At 63.6% G+C, this 24116-nt stretch carries 17 protein-coding genes and 2 tRNA genes; 16 read left to right on the forward strand and 3 right to left on the reverse strand.

What is annotated here, in order from left to right; genetic code table 11:
• Positions 1-197 precede the first annotated feature (197 nt).
• From Q0K12_RS09585 to Q0K12_RS09620, 8 genes are all read left to right on the forward strand, one after another.
• A complete protein-coding gene (locus Q0K12_RS09585; protein WP_297262377.1) occupies positions 198-950 on the forward strand; it encodes a DNA repair protein RecO C-terminal domain-containing protein in 753 nt (250 codons plus the stop codon).
• A gap of 153 nt (positions 951-1103) precedes the next feature.
• On the forward strand, positions 1104-1979 hold the full coding sequence (gene glyQ / locus Q0K12_RS09590) for a glycine--tRNA ligase subunit alpha (protein WP_297229480.1): 876 nt from the start codon (positions 1104-1106) through the stop codon (positions 1977-1979).
• 2 nt (positions 1980-1981) lie between these two features.
• Positions 1982-4069, forward strand: a complete 2088-nt coding sequence (gene glyS / locus Q0K12_RS09595) for a glycine--tRNA ligase subunit beta (protein WP_297262379.1) — start codon at positions 1982-1984, stop codon at positions 4067-4069.
• Positions 4070-4443: 374 nt separating this feature from the next.
• Positions 4444-4713 carry a 30S ribosomal protein S20 gene (gene rpsT, locus Q0K12_RS09600; protein ID WP_297262381.1) on the forward strand — a complete coding sequence of 90 codons (270 nt, stop codon included), beginning with the start codon at positions 4444-4446 and terminating at the stop codon, positions 4711-4713.
• 30 nt (positions 4714-4743) lie between these two features.
• Positions 4744-4820: transfer RNA gene (locus Q0K12_RS09605), tRNA-Arg, on the forward strand.
• A 69-nt stretch (positions 4821-4889) separates the two neighbouring features.
• Positions 4890-4966 (forward strand) — tRNA-Arg (locus Q0K12_RS09610).
• Positions 4967-5068: 102 nt separating this feature from the next.
• Positions 5069-5974: a DUF2333 family protein gene (locus Q0K12_RS09615; RefSeq protein ID WP_297262383.1), complete on the forward strand. Its 906-nt coding sequence runs from the start codon at positions 5069-5071 to the stop codon at positions 5972-5974.
• Positions 5975-6337: 363 nt separating this feature from the next.
• Positions 6338-7129: a MipA/OmpV family protein gene (locus tag Q0K12_RS09620; protein WP_297262385.1), complete on the forward strand. Its 792-nt coding sequence runs from the start codon at positions 6338-6340 to the stop codon at positions 7127-7129.
• Positions 7130-7496: 367 nt separating this feature from the next.
• Here the strand turns inward: Q0K12_RS09620 and Q0K12_RS09625 are convergent, their stop codons facing one another.
• The gene (locus Q0K12_RS09625; protein ID WP_297262387.1) at positions 7497-8642 is read right to left on the reverse strand and encodes a metallophosphoesterase; all 1146 of its coding nucleotides are present in this window, start codon (positions 8640-8642) and stop codon (positions 7497-7499) included.
• A gap of 621 nt (positions 8643-9263) precedes the next feature.
• A complete protein-coding gene (locus Q0K12_RS09630; RefSeq protein ID WP_297262389.1) occupies positions 9264-10229 on the reverse strand; it encodes a LysR substrate-binding domain-containing protein in 966 nt (321 codons plus the stop codon).
• Positions 10230-10479: 250 nt separating this feature from the next.
• Between Q0K12_RS09630 and Q0K12_RS09635 the strand changes: the two genes are divergently transcribed.
• The 5 genes from Q0K12_RS09635 to Q0K12_RS09655 all read left to right on the forward strand — a co-directional run bounded on the left by Q0K12_RS09635 (position 10480) and on the right by Q0K12_RS09655 (position 15123).
• Entirely contained in the window at positions 10480-11622 is a 1143-nt protein-coding gene (locus tag Q0K12_RS09635) for an ABC transporter substrate-binding protein (protein ID WP_297262391.1), read from the forward strand.
• Between the two features lie 70 nt (positions 11623-11692).
• Positions 11693-12586, forward strand: coding sequence for a branched-chain amino acid ABC transporter permease (locus Q0K12_RS09640; protein ID WP_297262393.1), 894 nt, complete (start codon positions 11693-11695; stop codon positions 12584-12586).
• Entirely contained in the window at positions 12586-13626 is a 1041-nt protein-coding gene (locus Q0K12_RS09645; RefSeq protein WP_297262395.1) for a branched-chain amino acid ABC transporter permease, read from the forward strand. The genes Q0K12_RS09640 and Q0K12_RS09645 overlap by 1 nt, the downstream gene beginning before the upstream one ends.
• Entirely contained in the window at positions 13623-14408 is a 786-nt protein-coding gene (locus Q0K12_RS09650; RefSeq protein ID WP_297262397.1) for an ABC transporter ATP-binding protein, read from the forward strand. The genes Q0K12_RS09645 and Q0K12_RS09650 overlap by 4 nt, the downstream gene beginning before the upstream one ends.
• Entirely contained in the window at positions 14401-15123 is a 723-nt protein-coding gene (locus Q0K12_RS09655; protein ID WP_297262398.1) for an ABC transporter ATP-binding protein, read from the forward strand. The genes Q0K12_RS09650 and Q0K12_RS09655 overlap by 8 nt, the downstream gene beginning before the upstream one ends.
• A 642-nt stretch (positions 15124-15765) precedes the next feature.
• Here the strand turns inward: Q0K12_RS09655 and Q0K12_RS09660 are convergent.
• Positions 15766-17682, reverse strand: coding sequence for a methyl-accepting chemotaxis protein (locus Q0K12_RS09660; RefSeq protein WP_297262399.1), 1917 nt, complete (start codon positions 17680-17682; stop codon positions 15766-15768).
• Between the two features lie 206 nt (positions 17683-17888).
• Between Q0K12_RS09660 and Q0K12_RS09665 the strand changes: the two genes are divergently transcribed.
• The 3 genes from Q0K12_RS09665 to larA all read left to right on the forward strand — a co-directional run bounded on the left by Q0K12_RS09665 (position 17889) and on the right by larA (position 23428).
• Complete coding sequence (locus Q0K12_RS09665) at positions 17889-20618, forward strand: pitrilysin family protein (RefSeq protein WP_297262401.1); 2730 nt, start codon at positions 17889-17891, stop codon at positions 20616-20618.
• A gap of 168 nt (positions 20619-20786) precedes the next feature.
• Entirely contained in the window at positions 20787-21779 is a 993-nt protein-coding gene (locus tag Q0K12_RS09670; RefSeq protein WP_297262403.1) for a hypothetical protein, read from the forward strand.
• Between the two features lie 350 nt (positions 21780-22129).
• On the forward strand, positions 22130-23428 hold the full coding sequence (gene larA / locus Q0K12_RS09675) for a nickel-dependent lactate racemase (protein WP_297262405.1): 1299 nt from the start codon (positions 22130-22132) through the stop codon (positions 23426-23428).
• The last annotated feature ends 688 nt before the right edge of the window (positions 23429-24116 follow it).

Below are 24116 nucleotides of genomic sequence, written 5' to 3' on the forward strand. Positions count from 1 at the left end.
AAAAATCCGAAAGGCCCGAAGGTGGAGCCTGTCCCGAGCGTGCTTTTTTCGTGCCGCCGGGGGACGGCGGAGCGGGGTGAGGGCTGTGGGAGCGGTGTGCTTCATCAGCGACCTTGGCAAACGTTTTTGAAGGGTTGGGGGTGTGGGGGAAGGGGGACTTTTTTCAAAAAGTCCCCCTTCCCCCACAGAAAAAAATCATGGAATGGAATGAACAGGCGCTGGTGCTGCGCATGGGGCCGTTTCGGGAGGCGGATGTCTGGCTGCGGCTGTTGTGCCGCACGCGGGGGATGCTGACGGTCTTTGCCTTTGGGGGGAGCCGGAGCCGTAGACGGTTCTGCGGCTGCCTCGACGTCTGGAACACGCTGCGCTGCCGGATACGGAGCTCGCGTGACGGGCGTTTCCTCAATCTGGAGGAGGCGACTTTAGCGGCGGGCCCGCAGCGTTTGCGGACGGACTGGCGGCGCATGGGGCTGGCGACCAACTGCCTGCGCTTTACGGAGGCGCTGGGCGTGAGCGAGGAAGCCGCGCCCGAGGTCTTTGCCCTGCTGGAGGATCTGCGTGCCACGCTGGACAATAGCGAACGGCTGCCGGGGCTGCTGCCCTTGTTCTTCCGGCTGCGTCTGGCCGGGGCGCTGGGCTTTGCGCCGGGGCTGGCGCAGTGCGGGCGTTGTGGCGGCACGCTGGAGAATGGCGGACTGTTCTCGGTGGACGAGGGTCTGGTGCTGTGCCCGCGCTGCCGGGTGCAGCGGCAGGAAATCAGTCGTTACGGGGTCGTCATGCCGTCCGGGGGGCTTGACCTTTTGCGCGCCGTGCAGCAAGAATTTCCTTCCCGGTGGCCGACGGATGAGCTGCCGGGCGAGATCCGCCGGGCCTGCGCCCGCGCTATTGACGGATTCGTGCAGTATCATCTGGGGCTTGCCTGGGAGGGCAGCTATTTCCGGCGCGTTTAGAACGCTTCATACGGAAAATGGCGGAGGCGTGAGCCCCCGGACGCCAGACCATCCCCGGGCTGCCGAGACAGGAGCAAAAACGCATTTTCGGCGTGGCCATCCCGGACTTGGCCGGGAAAGCACGGAAAATGACTTTCAGACAAAGGACAAGGTATGTATTTTCAGGATGTCATCCTCACCCTGCAGCATTACTGGGCCAGGCAGGGGTGCGTGGTGGAGCAGCCCTCGGGCGTGGAATGCGGGGCCGGGACTTTCAATCCCCATACCTTTTTGCGGGTCATCGGGCCCGAGCCCTGGAACGTGGCCTATGTGGAGCCTTCGCGCCGTCCCACGGACGGTCGTTACGGGGAGAACCCCAACCGCCTGCAGCGGTATTTCCAGTTCCAGGTCATCATGAAGCCCTCGCCGGAGAATATCCAGGATCTCTACCTGGGCAGTTTGGCGGAACTGGGCATCGATCCTTCCCGGCATGACATCCGTTTCGTGGAGGACGACTGGGAGTCTCCCACGCTGGGCGCCTGGGGGCTGGGCTGGGAAGTCTGGCTCAACGGTATGGAAGTGAGCCAGTTCACTTATTTCCAGCAGGTGGGCGGCATCGACCTTGCGCCGGTGAGCGTGGAGCTGACTTACGGACTGGAGCGCCTGACCATGTATCTGCAGGGCGTGGAGTCCGTGTACGATCTCAAGTGGAATGAGAACGTCACTTACGGGGACATCTACCATCAGAACGAGGTGGAGCAGTCCCGCCATAATTTCGAGGTCAGCAATGCGGAGATGCTCCTGCGGCATTTCAACGACTTTGAAGGGCAGTGCAAGGCCATGCTGGAGTGCAACCTGCCGTGGCCTGCCTATGATTACTGCCTGAAGTGCTCGCATACGTTCAATCTGCTGGACGCGCGCGGGGCCATCTCCATCACCGAGCGCACCGGATATATCGGCAGAGTTCGCGCTCTGGCCGCCGGTGTGGCAAAACTGTATGCGGCCCAGCGCGAGGAAATGGGCTATCCCATGCTCAAGGGGGCGAAATAGTCATGGCGACCTTTGTACTTGAAATCGGCAGCGAAGAACTGCCTTCCCGTTTCCTGCCTGTGGAAGAGGCGGAACTTGCCGCCCGTTTTCGGGCCGCGCTGGATGAGGCCGCCGTGGCTTACGGCGAACTGCGGGTCATGAGCACGCCCCGGCGCGCCGCGGTCATCATCGAGAATGTGGATCCCGTCCAGCAGGAACGGGAGGAGGAAGTCTCCGGCCCGCCGGTGCGCGCCGCCTATGACGCCTCCGGCAAGCCGACCAAGGCTCTTGAAGGCTTTGCGCGCACGCATGGCCTGACGGTGGCGGACGTCTACCGCATCCAGACGGACAAGGGCGAATATGTGGCGGTGCGCAAGCGTACGGGCGGGGCGGCGGTACGCGATCTGCTGGCGCAGATCTGCCCGGCCGTCATCACGAGCCTCCCCTTTGCCAAGCGCATGCGCTGGGGAGCGCATACGCTGGCCTATGCGCGGCCTCTGCGCTGGATCGTGGCCCTGCTGGACGAGGAGGTCATCCCCTTCAGCGTGGGGCCGGTCGCGTCCGGGCGTGAGACCTGCGGCCACCGCATCCACGGGCCCGGCCCGTTCAGCATCGCCCGTGCGTCGGACTATCTGTCCGTCGTGGCCGGACAGTGCGCCATCACCGTGGACCCGGCCGCCCGCCGGGAGATCATCGTGAAGGGCGGCAACGAGCTGGCGCAGGCCGCCGGCGGCAAGGTGCTCTGGCGTGACGGACTGCTGGAAGAGGTGCAGGGGCTGGTGGAACACCCCGTGCCGCTGCTGGGCGATTTTGACCCCGCCTATCTGGAAGTCCCGGCCGAGGTGCTGCTGACCAGCATGGAGAGCCACCAGAAGAGTTTCGGCATCGAAGGGCCGGACGGCAAGCTCATGCCGCATTTCCTGACGGTGCTCAACCTGACGCCGCAGGACATGTCCGTGGTCAAGCACGGCTGGGAGCGCGTGCTGCGCGCCCGTCTGGAGGATGCCCGCTTCTTCTGGCATCAGGACCTGCGGGAGAAATTGGACACCTGGCTGGAGAAGCTGGAACACGTCATCTTCATCGCCCGACTGGGCAGCATGGCCGACAAGACCCGCCGTCTGGAAGCGCTGTGCCGCTGGCTGGCGGAGACCGCTGCCGCCGGCAGGGTGGACGCTGCCGACGCGGCCCGCGCCGGACGCCTCTCCAAGGCGGATCTGGTCAGCGGCATGGTGGGCGAATTCGATACCCTGCAGGGGATCATGGGCGGCATCTACGCCGAGCGCAAGGGCGAGAACGCCGTGGTGGCGCAGGCCCTGCGCGAGCAGTACCTGCCTGCCGGGCCGGATTCGCCGCTGCCGTCCAGTCTGGCCGGGGCGCTGCTTTCGCTGGCGGACAAGGCGGACACGCTGGCCGGCTGCTTCGGCCTGGGCATGATCCCCACCGGCGCGGCCGACCCCAATGGATTGCGCCGCTGCGCGCTGGGCATCATCCGCATCATGCTGGAGTTCGGCCTGCGGCTGGATGTGCGCGAACTTTTTGCCCGCGCGCAGGAGCTGTACGGGGAGCGGCAATGGAAGCTCGGCCGGGACGAGGCGCTGGACAAGCTGCTGGAGTTCTTTACCGCGCGCCTGCGCAATTACTGGCAGAGCCACGGCGAGGACACGCTGCTCGTGGACGCGGCGCTGGGCGCCGGGCTTGCCGATGTGCCTTCCTGCGCGGCGCGTCTGGCCGCCCTGCGGGATTTCAGCCGTACGGCGGGCTACGCCGCGGCGGTGCAGACCTTCAAGCGCGTCTCCAATATCCTGCGCAAGCAGGCGGGCGACTGCCCCGGCCTGACGTGGGAGGCCTCCCTGCTGCGGGAAGCGCCGGAAAAGGCGCTGGCCGCCACGCTGGAAGAGCTGTTGCCGCGTCTGGATGCCCTGCTGGAAAAGGGCGAACATGCCGCCGTGCTGGCCGCGCTGGAGGAAGTGCGCCCCGCTGTGGACGCCTTTTTTGACGGCGTCATGGTCATGGCCGAGGAAGCCGATCTGCGGAAGAACCGCCTGGCCATGCTCAATGCGCTCGGGTCGCGTTTTGCCCGGCTGGCGGATTTTGCCGCCCTGCAGATCTAAGAACGTTTTGCCTTTGAAAAAAGCAAGATGCGCGGCGGCGTACAGCGCCGCCCGGCCTGACGTGAGCGGAAAAACCGCTGTTTTTCCGCGAAACGACAGACCATATGTGTGAAACGCACAGCGTTTCACACGGAAAATGCTCGAAAACGGCGCGGGGGGCGCGCCGGTGGCCTGTGCCTGCCGCCGACGCGCCCCGCCTGCCGCCGCTTTGGCGGAGGCCATCCGTCAGCAAAGCGCCTGTTGCCGGCTTAGGAAAATTTTTTTGCAAGGCAGCGGGAAAATGCTTGACTTTCTGACGGAACGGGGCTAGTTATCCTCGTTCGCAACGAGAAATCATCCTGCCGCATGGCGGGTCAACTGATTGGAGGATCGTCGTGGCTAACCATAAGTCTGCCATCAAACGTCACAAGCAGAGCCTGAAGCGTGCTGCGCGCAATCGTGCTGCCCGTACCCGCGTGAAGAACGCCATCAAGAATGTGCGCGCCGCTATCCAGAGCAAGGACAAAGAACAGGCCAATGCCGCGCTGAGCGTTGCCGCTTCCGTCCTCGCCAAGGCTGCCGGTAAGGGCTCCCTGCACTGGAAGAAGGCTGCTCGCAAGGTTTCCCGTCTGTCTCGCGCCGTCAACGGCATCGAGGCTGCCTAGTTTTCCGTTCTGCTTGCGGAATCGTGTCACGCGCTCGTAGCTCAGCTGGATAGAGCAACAGGCTACGAACCTGTAGGCCAGGAGTTCGAATCTCTTCGGGCGCGCCATAAAAAAAAAGAAAAAACACGAAAAAAAGTGTTGACGACAACGAGGAAAGCAAGTAGAAACAAACTCATGCGCTCGTAGCTCAGCTGGATAGAGCAACAGGCTACGAACCTGTAGGCCAGGAGTTCGAATCTCTTCGGGCGCGCCATAGAAAATAAGCGGTTACGGAATTGCCCGTAGCCGCTTTTTTCGTTAGGATAAACTACCTTTCCCGCCGCCGGGCGGCATACGCCAGACGAAGGAGTCATAGATGAACGCCATGAGCAAGATCCGCGTCGTCGTCAAGACGCTTGCCGTACAGGTCTGTCTTTTTATCGGGATCCTCCTCCTCATGTGGGGAGCACAGACCCTGTATGGAAAGATCGACCGTACCACCTTTCCCGAGGCGGTGAGCCTGCCGGAAAATGCCGCCAAGCTGCCGGAAAACGAAAAGGGCAAACTGCTGGTGGACGCCATCACGCATCAGCTGCGCCGCGAACTGGATTCGACCTTCGGCTGGACCATGAACGACATCCTGTTCAACCGCTTCATCCTGGATAACCGCGCTTACCGCCAGTACGGCGTCTACCACGCCACCAAGGTCCTCATGGATCTGTACTCCAAGGAGATCGCCAAGCTGGGCGCCAATGACCGGGAAAATGCGGACCTGTACAATGCCCGCCTCAATAATTTTGCCATCGACCCGCGCAGCTTCATGTTCCCTTCCGCCGAAGGGCAGTACGAGAAGGGCCTGAAGCTGGTGGAAAAGTACAAGGCCGCTCTGGATGCGGGGAAGGCCGTCTACAATTGCCGCACCGACGATCTCTATGCCTCCCTCAACGTGGTGGTGGGGCAGGATATGCTCGGCTACGCTCTGGGCCTGCTGTCGGATGCCCAGAATCTTTCCTTCGCCACGCTGGATAACCGCATCTACGAAGCGCAGGGCATGGTGCTGGTCATCCGGGACTTCATGAAGGCGCTGTATGAACTCTATCCCGAGATCCGCGACAAGAACAATGAGGAGAACATGCAGGCCGCCCTGGAGTATCTGGACAAGATCTGCGTGTATGATCCGTTGTACATCACCTCGTCCTTCAATTCCGGCGAACTGATCATTTCCTATCTCATGTTCGCCCGCAACCGTCTGGAGGACATCCGCGACAGTATCCGCATCTGACGCGGCCTGCTGTCGAAAAAAGCATGACGGCGGAGATCTGCCCACCGGCGGTAGTCGGAGCTCCGCTAGAGCGTTTCAAACGGGAAATGCTCTAAACTGGAACGACCATGTGGCTGCCCTTTTCCGTGTGTCGCGACACCGGAGGAGGGCAGCCTTTTGCAGGCCCGATCATACTGACGGCGCCTGTGCGATGCCGCGGCCCGCTGCGCCCCGGCAGGCTGGCGGGGTTTCGCTGCCGCGCACGGTTGCGGAAACCCGCCCGATCCCATCATCGTGTTTCGCCCTACGCTCATCGGTGGGCACGGGCGCTTCTGCCGAAAGGTGCGCGGACCGGCAGGGCGAAAAACATGCAAGGAGTCCGGCATGCGATATGTGCGCGCTGCGCTGATCTGTCTGGTGTGCAGTCTGGCAATGGCTTTCCCCGTGCGAGCCGAAGGAGGGAAGACCTCCTTCTTCGACAGCATCAACGCCGTGCTGTCGGGGTTTGACATCGGCATCGGCGGCACCGTCATCACCTCGGAATACAAGGACACCAAGCTGGCAGGCAGCACGCTGCCGCTTCTGGGCTACGAGGGGGAACACTTCTATCTGCGCGGCGTATCCGGGGGGCTGCACCTGTTCCGCACGTCCTGGTTTGAGCTCAATGCCCAGCTTTCGTATCTGCCGCAGCATTTTTATGCCGACAACAGCGACGACTGGGCCATGCGCCGCCTTGACGACCGCTATTCCAGCATGCTTGCCGGGCTCAATACACGCATCATGACGCCTTACGGCATCGTGGCCGCGACCGCCTCAACGGATGTGCTGGGTTACAGCAACGGGATCATTCTGGACGCGAGCTACAGCTATCCCTTCCGTCTTTCCCGGGTGGCGCTGGTGCCCACGGTGGGCCTGCAATGGACGGATACCAACTACAATGACTATTATTACGGGGTGAAGGCCAGCGAAGCCCGGCAGAGCGGCTTTAGCGAGTATAGCCCTGAAGGCTGCATCTCTCCCTACGCGGGCGTAACGGCGCGCATGCAGTTCACGGAGCACGTCAGCGGTTTTGCTTCGGCCCGGGCGCTTTTCCTGAATCAGGAAATCACCGACAGCCCCATGGTGGAAAGCAGCGAAAAGTACAGCCTCAGTCTCGGCGTCATGTACAAATTCTAGGGCCTGTTAGCACTATTCGTTTCCTGTTAGGGGGGAAGGGAACCTCCTCGCTCTGCTGTCGATGCCCGTAAGGCTCCTGCGTCGCCTAACGGACACGGCCTGCGGCCGCCATTTGGTCGCTCCCCCTTCCCCTCAAGCCCCCATCCCTTCCCCAGCGCGCTTTTACTGGGGAAGGGTCTGGGACGCGAGGCCACCCCGCCCTCAAAAGCAGGCGGAGCGTATACAGCCTTTCAATATTATCTATTGAAATTATTTGTAAAATTTGTGCGGAAGGCCCCAAAAGCGAGTTGACGTTCCCTTGCGTGGATGGAAAGCGCAGGGGGACGGGCACAGAAGGGCCAGGCTGATGCGGTGGGCGGGTCCCCGTTTATGGTCTGGCGGCGTCCGCAGCGCGCACAAGGTCGATGACCACGATCTCCGGGGCCGCGCCAAGCCGAATGGGGAGCTTGGAAAAACCTACGCCCGTGGTCACGTACACCAGGCTTTCCCCTGCCTCGGCGGTATGCCGGGAAAGCCCCGTGGGCGCTCCATAGGTTCGCTCCAGCAAGGGTTCGACCACGCCGATCTGGCCGCCGTGCGTATGTCCCGACAATTGCAGATCAAAATGGCCTACGCTGCCCGGCAGCAGGTGCGGACGATGCGTCAGCAGCACCAGCGGCGAGCCGGAAGGACGGCCTGCTGTCAGCGCGGTCACGTCAACGTCCGCATTCCCCTTCTGGGCGCGCACGTCGGGATCATCTATGCCGAGCAGGGTGAGGGGGCCCAGCGGCAGCAGCTCGTCAGCCAGCACACGGATGCCGCAACTTTCCACAAAGGCCAGTGCGCGGTCATGGCCGCCGAAGGCATCGTGATTGCCCAGCACGGCAAAGACGCCGAGTCGGGCCCGGAGCTGCCGCAGGGCATCCCGATCAGCGGATGTCCCCTGCAGGGCGTCATCGAGGATGTCGCCCCCCAGCAGGATGATGTCCGGCGTTTGGGCGTTGATGGCGTCCACGGTCCGCCGCAGGAAGGGTGTGCCCGTTTGCGGGCCGATGTGCAGGTCCGCGGCAAAGACGATGCGCAGCCGCTCCGCTCCCTCTTTCGGGGACAGCGGCAGCTCCAGACGGCGTACTTTCAGATCGTGCGCCTCATGGAGGCCATACGCGTAGAGCCCGGCGCAGACAAGCAGCAGGAGCAGCAGCTTGCGCCGCGCCGCCGGGGAGAGGGGCTTGCCCGGGCGCGCAGAGCGTCCGCGTCCCAGCCGTCCGCCCAAGGCGGAGAGATCCTTGCCGAGAGCAGCCAGCAGGCAGAAAAAAGCCAGCGGCTGCCAGACGGCGCCCGTGCGCGCAAAAATCTTCTGCGCCATGCTGCCGTCGGGCAGCAGGCCGTGGATATACGGAAACAGGCCCATGGCCACGAAAAACGGAAACGCCGCCAGGACAAGGCGGCGTTTTTTCGTATGGCGCAGCAGAGCGGAATACAGATACCCATGCGACAGCATATAATAAAGCAGGGTGCGGGGCAGAAATTCCATGAGGGCTCCCTTGCTGGCGGGTATGCCGTCCCGGCAGACGGCGGCCATGCCCGTCTGGGACTTCGCGCATGCTGCCGCGACGGCGGGGAAGGAGAGGGCTGTTATGCAGAGAGTATGTCCTGATGGGGAAAATTCAAGATGCAAGGCTTTTTTTGTGTCGCGCGCCAGGGCTCTTGCCCGCGACCGGGCATGAAGGCCTTGCGGCATGCGCGTAAAGCGGACCCGCTTTGCGCTTTTGTGCCGTCAGCGCGGGAACGCAGGCGCGTTCCGGCAGGCAAGAGGGCGGAGACGTTGCACATGCGTCAAAGACGGCCGTCCGTTTACGCAGGGGGTCGGGTATTTTCCAGCGCGGATACGGTATGGCGGTCAGCAAGAGAAGAGGGGACGTTGCCTCGCTGTCTGGCGAGAGGGCGTCCTTTTTTGCCGCCGGGAAAGCAGCGGACAAGGCGAACGGTGTACCGTCTTCCTCGTCCATCCTCCTCAAGGAAGCGTGCGGAGGAAGGGATGAGGAGACTGACGGGAAAGAGAATTCCCTCAGCCGCGACCATCGGGCGGTGCGGCGGGCGTATGGGTGGCCGCGGCCATGCGGGGGGACGTGTCCGGCGGGCCGGGGAACGCCTCTCAGGCAGCCTCCGAAGCGTCCAGCCAGTGCAGGAAGGCCAGCAGGATGGCGGAAGGCTGGCGGGTGCGCGGCCAGACGGCGTAATACGCGTGCTCCGTCGTGACCGGCTGCAGATCGGGGAAGGGCATGATCAGGCGCTTTTCCCGCAGCAGGCTTTCCATGAGGCGGGTGCGCCCCAGCGCGACCCCCAGGCCGTAGGAGGCGGCCAGCGCCGCGCCGTAGGCCGTGTCCAGCGTCATGGTATGCGCTTTGCCCAGATTGAGCGCGTTTTTTTGGGCCCATTCCTGCCATTCGGCCGTGACCGTGCTGTAGTGCCAGGGCGCGCAGTCATGCAGCAGGGTGCAGCTTTCCAGATGTTCCGGGTGACCGTAGAGGTCATGCGCTTCGGCGTAGGCGGGGGTACAGACGGGCACGGCGCGCTCGTCCATGATCTTGCGGGATTCCAGGCCGGTGAAGGAACCGCTGCCGTAATAGAGCGCCACATCCACCCCGGACTCGTGGGAGAAGTCCGTGGGCGTGTTGCCGGTGTGGACGGTGATCTGCAGGCTCGGGTGCGCGGTCTGGAATTCGGGCAGCCGCGGCAGCAGCCAGCCCAGCGCGATGCTGGGATGGGCATAGATGGTCAGGCTCGACAGGCCGTCACTGTCGAGCAGGCGGTTGACCTCCGCGTGCATCTTGGCCAGGGCCGCCTCGTAGACCTCGCGCAGGCGCTCGCCTTCCACGGTCAGCGTCACCGAACGCGTCAGGCGGTTGAAGAGGGGAAAGCCGAGGACTTCCTCCAGCCGCGCGATGCGGTGGCTCACCGCGCCGGGCGTCAGGCAAAGGTTCTTGGCCGCCGCCTTGAAGCTGAGGTAGCGCGCGGCGATGACGAAGGTCTTGACGTTGATGATGTGATTGTCGTCGCTGAGGACGGCCGCGATGCTGCGGGCATGCTTGCGGGCGACGGAATCGTCGGCGTAGTTCATACGAAACCTTGTTGTGCGTGGGTCGTGCGTAGGGGAAGGGACTATCATCACGCACAGAGGGCAGGGCGTCAAGAGGCGGCTTCCCGGCGGCGTGCGCCCCTGCCGGCGTTGACGCGGCGAGGAAAAATCTCTGCCCGGACGGGCCCCTGACCGCTTTGCAGACTGGAAAAAATCGTGTAGGGTGACCAAAGGCGGCAAACGTATGTTGCCAAGTTAATTCCATTCACCCACAATTACGGGAGATTCACCTATGAAGTTGGGCAAACGTCTCGCTGGACTGGCCATGCTGGCCCTGACGCTCGGCTTTGCCGGCCAGGCTGTGGCTGCGGAACCGATCAAAATCGGCGTGTACCTGCCGCTGACCGGTCAGAATGCCTTTGGCGGACAGCTGGAACTGGAAGGCATCCAGCTCGCGCACAAACAGATGCCCACCGTGCTTGACCGTCCCATCGAGCTGGTGGTGGTGGACAACAAGTCCGACAAGGTCGAGGCCGCCAATGCCGTGAAGCGCCTGACCGAACGGGACAAGGTGGTCGCCCTCATCGGCACCTACGGCTCCTCGCTGGCCATGGCCGGCGCGGAGATCACCGAAAAGGCCAAGATCCCCGGCGTGGGCACCTCCTGCACCAACCCGCTGGTGACCATGGGCAAGAAGTACTACTTCCGCGCCTGCTTCATCGACCCCTACCAGGGCGCCGCCGCGGCCACCTACGCCTTTGAGAACCTCGGCTTCAAGAAGGCCGCCGTGCTCATGGACATGACCAACGACTACGCCGTGGGCCTTGCCAACTTCTTCTCCCGTTCCTTCAAGAAGCTGGGCGGCGAAGTGGTGGCCAACCTCAAGTACAGCTCCGGCGACCAGGATTTCACGGCCCAGATCACCGAACTCATCGCCAAGAAGCCTGACATCGTGTTCATGCCCGCCTACTTCGCCGAGGGCGCCATCATCATGAAGCAGGCCCGCGAGCTGGGCGCGACCTTCCGCCTCATGGGCGCGGACGCCATGGACAACCCCGACACCGTGAAGCTGGCGGGCAAGGCGTCCGAAGGCTTCCTGCACACCACCTTCCCCTATGACCCCACCATGCCCACCATGAGCGGGGAAGCCAAGAAGTTCACCGACGCCTGGAAGGCCGCCTATCCTGAAAAGGACACCAACGTGAACGGCGCTCTGGGCTACAACAGCTATTTCATGATCTACGACGCCATCAAGCGCGCCGGTTCCGCCGATCCCGAAGCCATCACCAAGGCGCTGGCCGCCACCAAGGATCTGGTGACCCCGCTGGGCACGGTGTCCGTCAACGCCACGCATGACGCCGAAATGCCCGTGGGCATCATCGAGTACAAGGATGGCAAGCGCGTCTATGTGGGCGAAGTGACGCCCAAGCAGTAAGCTCTCTCTTTCCTTCAACACGGCCCGCCGGGGCGGAAGTTCCGGCGGGCCTCAACGTCCAGGTGGCCTCATGACCCTTGAAATGTTTTTTCAGCACTGTTTCAATGCCCTGACGCTGGGGTCGCTCTATGCGCTCATAGCCATCGGCTACACCATGGTCTACGGCATTTTGCGGCTGATCAACTTTGCCCACGGCGATATTTTGATGGTCGGGGCCTATTTCGTCTTTTTCGGCACCTTTGCCTACGGCTGGCCCTGGGGCCTGGCGGCCATCCTGGCCATCGTGGGGGCCAGCATCATCGGCGTGGCCATCGAGCGCGTGGCCTACCGTCCCCTGCGCGAAGCGCCGCGCATCTCGGCGCTCATCAGCGCCATCGCCGTCTCCTTTTTTATTGAAAGTCTTGCCGTGGTGGTCTTTTCCGGGCAGCCGCGCCCCGTGCTGCAGCCGGAATGGCTGATCTCGGAATGGCAGCTCGGACAGGTCCGCATCCTCAAGCTCACGGCCTTCGTTCCCGTGATGACGGCCATCCTCGTGGCGGTGCTGCTCTATGTGGTCTACAAGACCAAGCCCGGCCTGGCCATGCGCGCCATTTCCAAGGACATCGAAACCACGCGCCTCATGGGGGTGCGGGTGGACAACATCATCGCCTTCACCTTCTGCATCGGTTCGGCGCTGGCCGCTGCCTCGGGCATCATGTGGGCCCTGCGCTATCCGCAGGTGCATCCCTACATGGGCATCATGCCCGGCCTCAAGGCCTTCATCGCGGCGGTCTTCGGCGGCATCGGCTCCATCCAGGGGGCGGTCATCGGCGGCCTTGCTCTGGGATTTGTGGAGATCATGACCGTGGCCTTCCTGCCGGAACTGTCCGGCTACCGTGACGCCTTCGCCTTCGTCCTGCTGGTGCTGGTGCTGGTGGTCAAGCCTACCGGTCTGCTGGGCGAACGCATGAAGGAGAAGATCTGATGCGCCTGAACTTCACCACACTCGCCAACATCCTGCTCATCCTGCTGGTCGGAGGAGCTCTCTGGCTGGTGGAACGCCACGGACTTATTGGCGACTATCAGATTTACATCGTCAAGCTCATCTTCATCAACGCCATCCTTGCCCTGTCGCTCAACCTCATTTACGGCTTTACCGGGCTGTTCTCTCTGGGGCATGCGGGCTTCATGGCCATCGGGGCCTATGTGGGCGCGCTCTGCACTCTGCTGCCCGAGCAAAAGGAGATGATGTGGATACTCGATCCCATCATCTGGCCCTTCTCCGTCCTGCATACGCCCTTCTGGGTGGCGGTGCTGGCCGGGGGCGTGGTCGCCATGCTCTTTGCCTTCGTCATCGCCGTACCCGTGTTGCGTCTGGGGGATGACTACCTTGGCATCGCCACGCTGGGCTTTGCGGAGATCATCCGCGTGTTCATCGTCAACATGTCCTCCATCACCAACGGTTCGCTGGGCATCAAGGGCATACCCGCCGAAGCGACGCTGCTGACCTGCTACGCCTGGATGATCGTCACGCTCATCGTGCTGGCGCGCCTGCTTTTCGGCAACTTCGGCAACGTGTTGCGCTGCATACGAGACAACGAGATAGCCGCCAACGTCATGGGGATCAACGTCTTCAACTACAAGGTGCTGTCCTTCTGTCTGGGCGCCTTCTTTGCCGGCGTGGGCGGGGCGCTGCTGGGCAGCCACCTCTCCACCATCGACCCGAAGATGTTCAATTTCCTGTTGACCTTCAACGTGCTCATGTTCGTGGTGGCCGGCGGGCTCGGTTCCCTGACGGGCAGCCTGCTGGGCGCGGGCATCATCACCGTGCTGCTCGAGTGGCTGCGCGCCATCGAGGAACCCATGGATTTCGGCCTCTTCGAGATCCCGGGCATCCCCGGCATGCGTATGGTGGTCTTTTCGCTGATCCTGCTGCTCATCATCCTGTTCCGGCGCGAGGGCATCATGGGCACGCGGGAGCTCACCTGGAAGAGCTTGCGCCGTCTGGGGAGGAAGAAGGCATGAGCGGCAGCGATATCCTTTTGCGCGCTGAGGACGTGACCATGCGCTTCGGCGGGGTGACGGCCGTTTCGGAGATGTCGCTGGCCATCCCGCGCGGCAGCATCGTGGGCGTCATCGGGCCCAACGGCGCGGGCAAGACGACCCTGTTCAACGTCCTGAGCGGCTTCTATACGCCGCAGGAAGGGCAGGTCATCTTTGAAAAGCAGAATATCAAGGGGCTCGCGCCCAATCGTGTCTGCCGTCTGGGCATTGCCCGCACCTTCCAGAACATCCGGCTCTCCGCGCAGATGTCGGTGCTGGAAAACGTGATGGTGGGCTGTCATGTGCGCCGCCGCATGCCGTGGTGGATGGCCCCCCTCGGCCTGCCCATGTACTACCGCGAGGAAGAAGCCATCCGGGAAAAGGCCCTGCGCCTGGTGGAACGTCTTGACCTGCTCGCCTACAAGGACGAGAAGGCTTGCAGCCTGCCCTATGGGGCGCAGCGCCGTCTGGAGATCGCCCGCGCCCTGGCCACGGAACCCAAGATGCTGCTGCTCGATGAGCCCGCCGCCGGCATGAATCCGCAGGAAAGCCTTGATCTCATGCACTTCATCGGGCATATCCGCGACGAATTCGATCTGACCATCCTGCTCATCGAACATGACATGAAGGTCGTCATGGGCGTGTGCAGCTACATCTGGGTCATGGAATACGGCTCGCTCATCGCTGAGGGCGACCCCGACGCCATCCGCAGCAATCCCGAAGTGATACGCGCTTATCTGGGGGACGAGGTGAACCATGCTTGAAATTCGTGACCTGCATGTACGCTACGGCGGGATCCAGGCCGTACAGGGTGTGAATCTGTCCATCAAGCGCGGCAGCATCGTTACGCTGGTGGGCGCCAATGGCGCGGGCAAGAGCAGCATCATCCGTTCCATCGCCGGGCTGAACAAGACCATCAGCGGCGAAATGACGTTCACCCGCCGGGAAGGCGACACGCCCGTTTCCCTCATGGGGCTCAAGCCTGAAGACATGGTGCGGCAGGGCATTTCCCTCTCCCCGGAAGGACGGCGCATCCTGCCGCATCTGACGGTGGAAGAAAACCTGCGGCTTGGCGCGTATATCCGTAACGACCAGGACGGCATCAAGGCGGATATGGAACGCGTGTATGAGCTCTTCCCCCGTCTGCGCGAACGCCTCTGGCAGAAGGGCGGCACGCTTTCCGGCGGCGAACAGCAGATGCTGGCCGTGGGCCGGGCACTTATGAGCCGGCCGGACATGCTCATGCTGGACGAACCTTCGCTCGGGCTCGCGCCGCTGCTGGTGCGGGAGATCTTCAACATCGTCCGCCGCATCAATGAACAGGGCATGACCGTTCTGCTGGTGGAACAGAACGCCTATGCGGCCCTCAACGTGGCCCATTACGCCTACATACTGGAAGTGGGCCGCGTGGTGCTGGAAGGGACCGGACAGGAACTGCTGGAAAACCCCAAGGTCAAAGAGGCCTACCTCGGCGGCTAGCTCTGTTGCCGCTGTCTACTCATTGTTTATTTGGGGGGAAGGGGAACCCCCTGCGTTGCTGTCGATGCCCGTAAGGCTCCTGCGTCGCCTAACGGGCACGGCCTTATGGGCCGCCCGTTGGGTCGCTCGTTAGTGCGCAAGGGTGTTCCCCTTCCCCCCACGCCCCCCATCCCTTCCCCCAACGCGCTTTATTACGCGAATGTCACGTCGTCGTGGCGCACAGGCGTTCCTTAGTTCCCGATAATCGTATCATGAAGAAAAAAGCGGTGTGATCCAACTGACAAGCTCCACGTCGTGAAGAGACCTCGCCCTGTGGGGCGTTTCCGGCATATCGCCGGGGTCTACGGCCGAAGAGCATCTTCCTGTCGTGGCGCACAGACTTTCCCCGGTTCCTGACAGTCATGCCATGAGGAAAAAAGCGACGTATCCCGGCTGATAAGTTCTACGCCGTGAAGATGCCTTGCTTGAGAGGGGCCATGCTGTCGGGGGACCTGCGGTCAGGGGACGGCCTGTCGGGGAGCGTTGTCCGCCATCCCCCAGAACAAGATTTTTTGCGGGAGGAAAGGGGGTGCGGGGGAAAGGAGGGGGCTTTTTGCAAAAAGCCCCCTCCTTTCCCCCGCAAAAAAACAGTCCTTTCAGATATTAGGACTTGGCGTCCAGCGGTATATCCGGCTGTGCGGCTGCCTGGGGCTGCCTGCCGCGGGTATCGCCGGACTTTTCGATGAGTTCGTCCACCAGATCGCGGAGGATCTGCACCTGCTCCATGACTTCGAGGAGGCTGTTGGCGGCATCCAGCATGGCTTGGGCGTTGCCTTCGGCAATGTCGCTGACGTGCTGGATGTTCTGGGTGATGGCCGTGCTGGAGCTGGATTGCTGTTCGCTGGCGTCGGCAATGGCCTTCACCTGATCCACGGCCCGTCCGATGGTGGTCACGATGTCCACGAGAGCGGCGTCCGAGGCTTCGGCAAGCTCGGTGGATTCTTCCACCAGCTTCATGGAGACTTCCATTTGTTCGACGCTGGTACGGGTGCTCTGCTGGATGCTGGTCACAGCGGTATGGACGGTCCCGGCCGAGGACATGGTCTTTTCGGCCAGCTTGCGCACTTCGTCGGCCACCACGGCAAAACCGCGTCCGGCTTCCCCGGCGCGGGCCGCTTCGATGGCGGCATTGAGCGCCAACAGATTGGTCTGGTCGGCGATGTCACTGATGACGCCCATGATCTCTCCGATGCTGCTGGCGTGCTGAGCGAGGGCTTCCATATCGCCCTTGAGCGCGGCGGCATGATCCCGCACGTTGTTGATGCTGGCCGCGCAGCGATTGACGGTCTCGCGCCCCTGTTCGGCCTTTTTGCGGGTCTCCTGGGCGGCCTCGGCCCCGGCGTCGGCGTTATGGGCCACATCGGCCACGGACGTATTCATCTGCTCCATGGCCGCGGCCGTCTCGGTGATGCGGGAGGCCTGGGTGGCGGAGCCTTCGCGCGCCTGGGTGATCTGCTGCGAGAAGTGCTCGATGGCGGCGGTGAGGGTCTGCACGATGGTGGATATCTGGGTGGCGGCGTTGAGCATGCCTTCCTTGCGGGCGCGCTCGGCATAGGCCTGTGCGGCTTCAGCCTTCTGCATGGCCTCCTGCGCGAGGGCGGACTCTTCCCAGGCCTTGTAGGCTTCGTCCTGCGCCTTGCGCATATGCTCGAAGAGATTGATGGACATCTTGATGATATTGGCGAAGACGCCGTAGGATTCGCCGTCGTCGGCGATGTCCAGCCGGCCCTGGGCGATGAGGTCGGTCACGGCCATGAGTTCGTCGGGGTCCTTGCCCAGCTTGCGCAGGGTGTCCCGGATGATCCAGGCGGTGAAGATTACGGTGACGAGCACGGTGATGCCGAGCGTCAGGAGGATATAGCGCTGCGTGGCTTGCGTCCGGTGCAGGGATGCCTGGGCACGTTCTTCGGCGATGCGGCTGCTGTGGGCAAAGAGCTCCACAAGGAGATCACGGGCCGCCCGGTAGGCGCCGCCATTCTGATTGAAGACCGTCTGCTGCAGCTCCTCCGGGGTGAGCTGCTGCTGCCGCTCCAGCAGGGAGGCAAGCTGGGCGTATCCGTCCATGTAGTGTTCCAGTGTGGCCTTGCAAACGCCCCAGTACCGCGGGTAGGCGGATTCTTCCGCCGTGGCGTCAACGGGGCCTTTGCGGCGCAGCTCTTTGGAAAGCTCGCCGGCCTGCTGCACGATGGCCGTGCCGCCGGCGGCTTTTACGGCGCCGGCCTGTACGGGAAAGGCGCTGATGGCCTTGCGCAGACCGTCAAGCAGTTCGCTGCCCTGACGGGTGGCTTCCTGTCGTGCCGCTTCCGTCGGGGCAAAGGCGATCTGCAGTTCCACAGTGCGCAGATCGCCCAGCATGGCCGCCAGGTGTCCAGATGCGGCGGCGGTCGGCATGACGGTGCGCGAAACGTCGGCAACCGACTGCCGGATGGCGTCGGCTCCCAGGTACGAGAGCAGGGCAAGCACGACGGCGCCGCAGGCGCTCAGGGCGACGCTCAGACTCAGTTTGACGGCCAGTTTCATTCTCTTACCTCCGAAGGGGGGCGGCGCGGCATCTTCGACCGCCTGCCTCCAATTACTTCTTATCGGCCCGAGATGAAAGAGTCTTAGAGCTGCCGCCGACGCGGTGCGGCCGACGCGACGGGCATCTTGCCGCTTGCCAGCATTGCGGGGCGCGGGTAAGATACGCCGTTCCAACGCTGACGGCACGACAGTGCCGGGGAGATCCTATGACAAAAACACTTTTGGCAGGCTGGCTGGCCGTCTGCATGGCGCTGGGCGTCGCCGCCGCGCCGGAACGGGCCGCCGCCGCATCCGAAACGTCCGGCAAGGCCGGCGTTGCCGCCGTCCAACAACTGAAACAGGGTGAGGAGATGCTGACTCGCCTGAAAAACGGCCTGACGGTCTATATCATCAAGGACGCACGTTTCCCGCTGGTCTGCACCCGTCTTTATGTGGGCACGGGCTCGGCCAACGAGCTGCCCGGGCAGGCCGGCATCAGCCATGTGCTCGAGCACATGGTCTTCAAGGGGACGAAAGACCGTCCCAAGGGGCAGATCGCGCAGGATGTGGAAGAGCTGGGCGGTTACCTCAATGCCGCCACGTCCTTCGACATGACCTATTATCTTACGGACATGCCCGCCAAGCACTGGCGGACCGGCATGGACGTGGTGCGGGACATGGCCTTCAACGCCACGCTGGACGCCGACGAGCTGGAAAGCGAAAAGAACGTGATCGTTTCCGAACTGCAGGGGGACGATGACGAGCCGCGCCGGCGTCTGTTTGAAGCCCTGCAGGTGTCGGGCCTGAAAAACAGCGTCTACGGGCGGCCCATCATCGGCTTTGAGGAGACCATCCGGGCCGTCACGGTGCAGGATCTGCGCGACTACATCGCCACCTGGTATCAGCCGCAGAACATGCTGCTGCTGGTGGCGGGCGACATCGAGCCGCAGCAGGTGCTTGCCCATGCCGAAAAGCTGTTTGGCGGCCTGAAGAATACCGCCGACCTCACGGCTCCCGCCCCTGTGGATCTTGCGCGCGCGCCCGGCGGCCCCCGTGTGGAGGTCGTGCGCGGCCCGTGGAGCAAGGTCTATCTGGGGCTTGCCCTGCCTGCGCCGGGTCTGCCGGATATCCGCTCCGTGGATCTGGACGTGCTGACCTATGTCCTCGGCGGGGACGGCACCTCGACCTTTTACCGCAAATACCAATACGAAAAGCGCCTTGTGGACAGCATCGCCATGGGCAACATGAGCCTGCGGCGGGCAGGGCTCGTCTATCTGACGGCCACGCTGGACGCGAACAATCTGGAAAGCCTCTGGGACGGCCTGACGCGCGATCTTGCCGGTCTGAACGGCAAGGACTTCCCCAAGGACGCCATCGAGCGCGCCCGCTTCAATCTGGCCGATTCCGTGGACCGTGCCGGGGAGACCCTGAACGGGCTGGCCTCGTGGCGAGGGACGGTGCAATTCGAGCTGGGCGGACGCGAGGGCGAGCGCAACCTGCGCAGCGCCCTCTCCTCGGTGGACGGCCTGCGTCTGGAGAAGGCCCTGCAGCAGTGGATCAGGCCGGAGCAGGTGCGCGTGCGCGTCCTCGTGCCGCAGGATGCCCAGATCCCCGATCTGGAAGCCATCCTGGACCGCAACTGGAAGGCCGCTGCGGCGCAAGATTCCGCCGTGGCGGCGGAGACAGGCGTGGCGGCGACCCAGACCATCGATCTGGGGCAGGGGCGTACGCTCATCCTGCAGCGGGACGCCACGGTACCGTATGTGGCGCTCAGTTTCCGTCAGGGCGGCGGCAATGCGCTGCTTGTGCCGCAGCATCAGGGACTCGCCGAGCTGACGGCCCGCACGCTGACCGACGGTTACGGCGACAAGGACGCGCAGGCCGTGGAACGCTGGTTCTCGGAACGGGCTGCCCAGCTTTCCGCCTCGGCGGGGCTGCAGACCTTTGCCGTGGACATGAGCGGCCCGGCCCGCTTCACGCACGAGTATTTTCAGCAGCTCGACAGCATGCTGCGCTCGCCGCGCTTTGAAAAGAAGGATATGGAGCGCCAGGTGCAGAACATGAAGGCCGCGCTGGCCCGGCGGCAGGACAATCCGCAGGCCCTGCTCTTCGCGCGGGTGCGGCCCTTCCTTTTCCCGCAGCACTGCTACGGCTTCGACAGCCTCGGCACGCCGGCCAATCTGGACGGCTTCACGCGGGAAAATCTGGTGAACTACTGGAAGCGGCAGTCCTCCCTGCCGTGGGTGCTCACGCTGACCGGCGACTTTGATCCGGCCGCCGTCAAGGCCTGGGCGGCTCAGCTTCCGGTGCCCGCGGCAGCCTCCTCGGGCACGGTGAGCGATCCCCGCTGGACGGAGGAAACGTCGCTGGGCATCCACTCGCCGGGACGCAATCAGGCCTATCTGCTGCAGGTCTTCCCCACTGTGCCGCAGGATCACCCCGATGCGCCCGCGCTCATGCTGCTGGACGCCATCCTGTCGGGGCAGAGCGGCCTGCTGTTCAGCAAGATGCGTGACGAGCAGGGCCTCGGCTACACCGTGACCTCCTTCTACCAGAGCCTGCCGGAGGCCGGCCTCATGGCCTTCTATATCGGGACGACGCCGGACAAGGTGGAGCAGGCGCGCAAGGGCTTTGCCGGCATCATCGAGGACGTGCGGCAGAACCCCCTGCCCGCGGCCCTGCTGGAAAAGGGCCTTAACCGTCTGGAAGGGGAATACCATCGCGGCCGCCAGAGCCTCGGGGCCCGTTCTACGGAAAGCGCCACTCTGGCCATCCTCGGCCTGCCGGAGACCTTCCGGCGGGACGTGCTGGAAAAGGCCTCCCGGCTCACGCCTGCCGACGTACAGGAGGCCGCCCGCAAGTACCTTGCTCCCGAGGCCCGGCGCGAACTGCTGCTGACGCCCGAGGAGACCGCGGCCACGGCTCCGGCCATGCCGGCGTCCGACACGCCCCGGTAAGCCGTTCTTCGTTTCCTCCGACACCACTGACGCCCCGGCGATCCCGCCGGGGCGTTTTGCATCTCTTGCCGCTTTTCTCCTTGCCGCGGCCTGTCAGGCGGCGGGCCGGGGGAGAGCGCCTTTACAGCGCCGGTGGTATGGGCTACACCCTCGGAAACGGAACATGCCATGATGACAGAACAAAATCAGCCTTCTTCCAGCGAAGAGAATCTTTGCCTGTGGTGTCCGCCCATCACGACGGCCCTGCTGTGCGCCATACAGCAACGGGCCTTCATCTGCCTCAGTTATCCTGACCGGCCTCGCGAGCTGGGGCCTGTGGAGTGCCGTCTCCTGGAGATGGACAGAGACCGCGCCACGCTGCTGTGCCGGGCGGCTGCACTGCCGCAGCCTTTCGCGCAGCAGGAATGCAGTCTGTATTTCAAGGTCAGGGAGCCGGAACCCGGTCAGCCCGTCGAGGGGGCGGACATGCGCATGCCTCTTTCGGCCGGCGATCTCATGCTGACGACCCAGGAGCGGCTTACGGGACGCCGGTACGGCTTTTACAGCAAGACGACGCTCATGGCGGCCGGTCCCGCACCTGAAGGGGCTGCGGCCATCTGGCCGGACGCCGGGGGGGAGCTGCTTGCCCTGCAGATCAAGACGCCGTTTCGTTGTGTGCAGCGCGAGCTGCGGCGGCATCCGCGCTACTGCCCCTCGCCCGCGCAGTTCTATGCGGCCTGTTTCTGGTTCGCGCCCGTCTTGCCGGTCGAGGGGGCGGTCATGCTGGACTCCATCTCCCGCTATACGCCGGAAATGAAGGCCCGTACCGAGATCGTGGACATTTCCGCCGGCGGCGCTTTCGTGCGTCTGCATCATGATCCTTTGCTCAAGGATGTGCAGATCGACGCCTCCACGCTCATGCTTCTTTACCTCTCGCTTGAAGACCAGCGGGAGGGGAGCACCAACTTTTTTGGCGCGGCCCGCTGCGTGACCGTGAGCCGCAACAGACGCGAGATGAGCGCCAATATCCACATGCGCTTCATCCGGCATGCGGTCCTTCCTTTGCGTGAAGGCCCCATCCACTGGCTGGATGTGGATGATGACAAGGGCATCCCCGTGGTGGACCGCTGGATCGCCCGCCAGCGGTCAGCCGACCTTTCGTGCGGAGTTTTCCGTTCCTGACGCGCGTTTTGCGCTCCGTATCGCGGCCCGGCCGGGAGTTCCCCATTCCCTGTGCCCGCCATATGAGCGTTTTATCGTTGAAAAAGGGAAAACGCGTGGCGGCGGCACAGCGCCGCCCGGCCCAAAGTGAGCGGGAAAACCGCTTTTTTTCCGCGAAACGACAGGTCGTATGCTTTGGAAAGCGAAGCATTTCAAACTGAAATTGCTCATGAGGGCCGCTCCGACCGTAACGGGGCGGCCCTTTGCCGTCCTGCGCGTCTTCGCCGGTGGAGGAGGGCGGCGACGCTTGACATTGCGCGCATCGTCGGCTTGGATAGTGCCTTCTCTCACCTCAGCGACGGAGTTTGTTCATGTCCAGACATGTCCTGAAATACGGCGATGGCCAATGCTTCCTTGATGTGCCCGACGGCTGCCTTGCCGCCGAAGTGCTGCCCAATGCGGTGGACCTGCCGTCTCTGCCGCCGGCGGAGGTGGTGCGCCGCGCCCTGCGCGAGCCCGTGGATTCCCCGGCACTGGAGGCCGTAGTCAAGCCCGGGGAAAAGGTCTGCATCGTCATCCCCGACATTTCCCGTCTCTGGCAGTCGCCGCAGGTCTATGTGCCGGAAGTGGTGGCCGCGCTCAACGCCTGCGGCATCCCCGACGCGGACATGACCCTGCTGGTGGCCACGGGCGCGCATCGCCGTCATACCCCGGAAGAACATGCCCGCCTCGTCTCCGCTGACGTGGCCGGACGTATCCGCATCGTGGATCATCAGTGCCGCGAGGAGGCCGACCTCGTCCAGGTGGGCACGACTTCGCGCGGCACGCCCATCGTGGTCAACAAGACCGCCGTGGAAGCGGACAAGATCATCCTGTGCGGCGGCGTGGTCTTTCATTTCCTCGCCGGTTTCGGCGGCGGCCCCAAGATGCTGGTGCCCGGCATCTGCGGCTACGAGACCATCCAGCGCCACCATCATCTTGCCTTCAATGCCGCGGCGGACAGCGGCACCAACCCGCTGGTGCGCGCGGGCATCCTTGAGGACAACATCTTTCAGGCCGACCTTGCCGAAGGCGCGGCCCTGCTCAAGCCCTGTTTCAGCCTCAACGTCATCACCAACGCCAAGGCCGAGATCATCGCCGCCTTTGCCGGGCACTGGCTGGCGGCCCACCGCGCGGCCTGCGCGCTGGTCGATCGCATGGACCGCGTGACCATCCCCCGCCGTACGCCGCTGGTGGTGGCCAGTGCGGGCGGCGCGCCCCGCGACATGAACGTCTTTCAGGAGATCAAGCTGCTCAGCAACGCGCTGGCGGCCGTGGAAGAGGGCGGCACCATGATCCTGCTGGCCCGCAATCCCGACGGCTTCGGCAATGCCGAGACCGAGCGTCAGCTCACCGCCTACCCCGATCATCACGCGCGGGAGGCGGCCCTGCGGGAGACCTTCTCCATCGGCGGTTATGTGGGCTTCCTGCTGGCCGAAGCCGCGGAACATCATAACGTCATCCTGGTGACGGACATGGATCCGGCCCTCTTTGCCTCCACCCGTCTGCATGTCGTGGCCAGTCTGGACAAGGCGCTGGAACTGGCCGCCGGCTTCCACGGCGGCAGTCTGGCCGTGCCCACCACGGTCATGCCGCAGGGCGCCGTGACCCTGCCGCGCGTCGCCGGGTAGTTTTTTCTTTTTTTCTTCTGCTTGTCTCTGGATGGCGGCTGCTGCCCTGTATGGGGGAGTGGCCGCCTCCTTTTTGTGGGGGCCGCCGGCTGGTGGCTTCAGCCCGGCACTCGGGCGTGGTCGCCTTTCGGCGGCATCTTTTTTTGCGTTCTTTCTTTTTGATTTCCGCCACCTTCTGGCGGCTGTTGCCCGGCACTCGGGCGTGGTCGCCTCCCGGCGAGGGGCAGGGGGTGAGAGGGGGAACCCCTCTACACCCCCTACGACCCCCGTACTCCCCTTGCCCGTGTGGCGGCGGGCGTCACTGTCGCATGTCGTGTACCTTGTCCGTCGCTCGCCGCAGGGGGCAAGTCGGCGCGCATCTTCCCGCGCTGCGGGCGATATGCGCGCCTGCTGCGGCGCTCCCGCTGCGCGGGGATCGCCTCCGCGTCCCGGCTCGCTGGGCTGATGGGATTTTTGGGGGCTTTCGCGTTGAAAGGCGGGGAGCGACGTCTCCTTTTCGTTATGCAGCGAAGCGATAGGGGACAGGCATGCTTCTCCCGCTGGTCGTTTGCTGCTGTCCAGCAGTGAGGCGTGGTCGCCTTCCGGCGGCATCTTTTTTTGCGTTCTTTCTTTCTAGGGTCAGGACTCATTAAAGGTAAAAAATGACAATGGCAGCAATATGGATTGCCGAAAGGAATGTATGGGCACA

The sequence above is a fragment of the uncultured Desulfovibrio sp. genome, from assembly GCF_944324525.1.
GTDB lineage: Bacteria > Desulfobacterota > Desulfovibrionia > Desulfovibrionales > Desulfovibrionaceae > Desulfovibrio.

Bases quoted from the DNA above. Each gene is read 5' to 3' on its own strand.
- Q0K12_RS09585 (WP_297262377.1), top strand. From the start codon at position 198: ATGGAATGGAATGAACAGGCGCTGGTGCTGCGCATGGGGCCGTTTCGG.
- glyQ (WP_297229480.1), top strand. From the start codon at position 1,104: ATGTATTTTCAGGATGTCATCCTCACCCTGCAGCATTACTGGGCCAGG.
- glyS (WP_297262379.1), top strand. From the start codon at position 1,982: ATGGCGACCTTTGTACTTGAAATCGGCAGCGAAGAACTGCCTTCCCGT.
- Q0K12_RS09615 (WP_297262383.1), top strand. From the start codon at position 5,069: ATGAACGCCATGAGCAAGATCCGCGTCGTCGTCAAGACGCTTGCCGTA.
- Q0K12_RS09620 (WP_297262385.1), top strand. From the start codon at position 6,338: ATGCGATATGTGCGCGCTGCGCTGATCTGTCTGGTGTGCAGTCTGGCA.
- Q0K12_RS09625 (WP_297262387.1), bottom strand. From the start codon at position 8,642: ATGGAATTTCTGCCCCGCACCCTGCTTTATTATATGCTGTCGCATGGG.
- Q0K12_RS09630 (WP_297262389.1), bottom strand. From the start codon at position 10,229: ATGAACTACGCCGACGATTCCGTCGCCCGCAAGCATGCCCGCAGCATC.
- Q0K12_RS09635 (WP_297262391.1), top strand. From the start codon at position 10,480: ATGAAGTTGGGCAAACGTCTCGCTGGACTGGCCATGCTGGCCCTGACG.
- Q0K12_RS09640 (WP_297262393.1), top strand. From the start codon at position 11,693: ATGACCCTTGAAATGTTTTTTCAGCACTGTTTCAATGCCCTGACGCTG.
- Q0K12_RS09645 (WP_297262395.1), top strand. From the start codon at position 12,586: ATGCGCCTGAACTTCACCACACTCGCCAACATCCTGCTCATCCTGCTG.
- Q0K12_RS09650 (WP_297262397.1), top strand. From the start codon at position 13,623: ATGAGCGGCAGCGATATCCTTTTGCGCGCTGAGGACGTGACCATGCGC.
- Q0K12_RS09655 (WP_297262398.1), top strand. From the start codon at position 14,401: ATGCTTGAAATTCGTGACCTGCATGTACGCTACGGCGGGATCCAGGCC.
- Q0K12_RS09660 (WP_297262399.1), bottom strand. From the start codon at position 17,682: ATGAAACTGGCCGTCAAACTGAGTCTGAGCGTCGCCCTGAGCGCCTGC.
- Q0K12_RS09665 (WP_297262401.1), top strand. From the start codon at position 17,889: ATGACAAAAACACTTTTGGCAGGCTGGCTGGCCGTCTGCATGGCGCTG.
- Q0K12_RS09670 (WP_297262403.1), top strand. From the start codon at position 20,787: ATGATGACAGAACAAAATCAGCCTTCTTCCAGCGAAGAGAATCTTTGC.
- larA (WP_297262405.1), top strand. From the start codon at position 22,130: ATGTCCAGACATGTCCTGAAATACGGCGATGGCCAATGCTTCCTTGAT.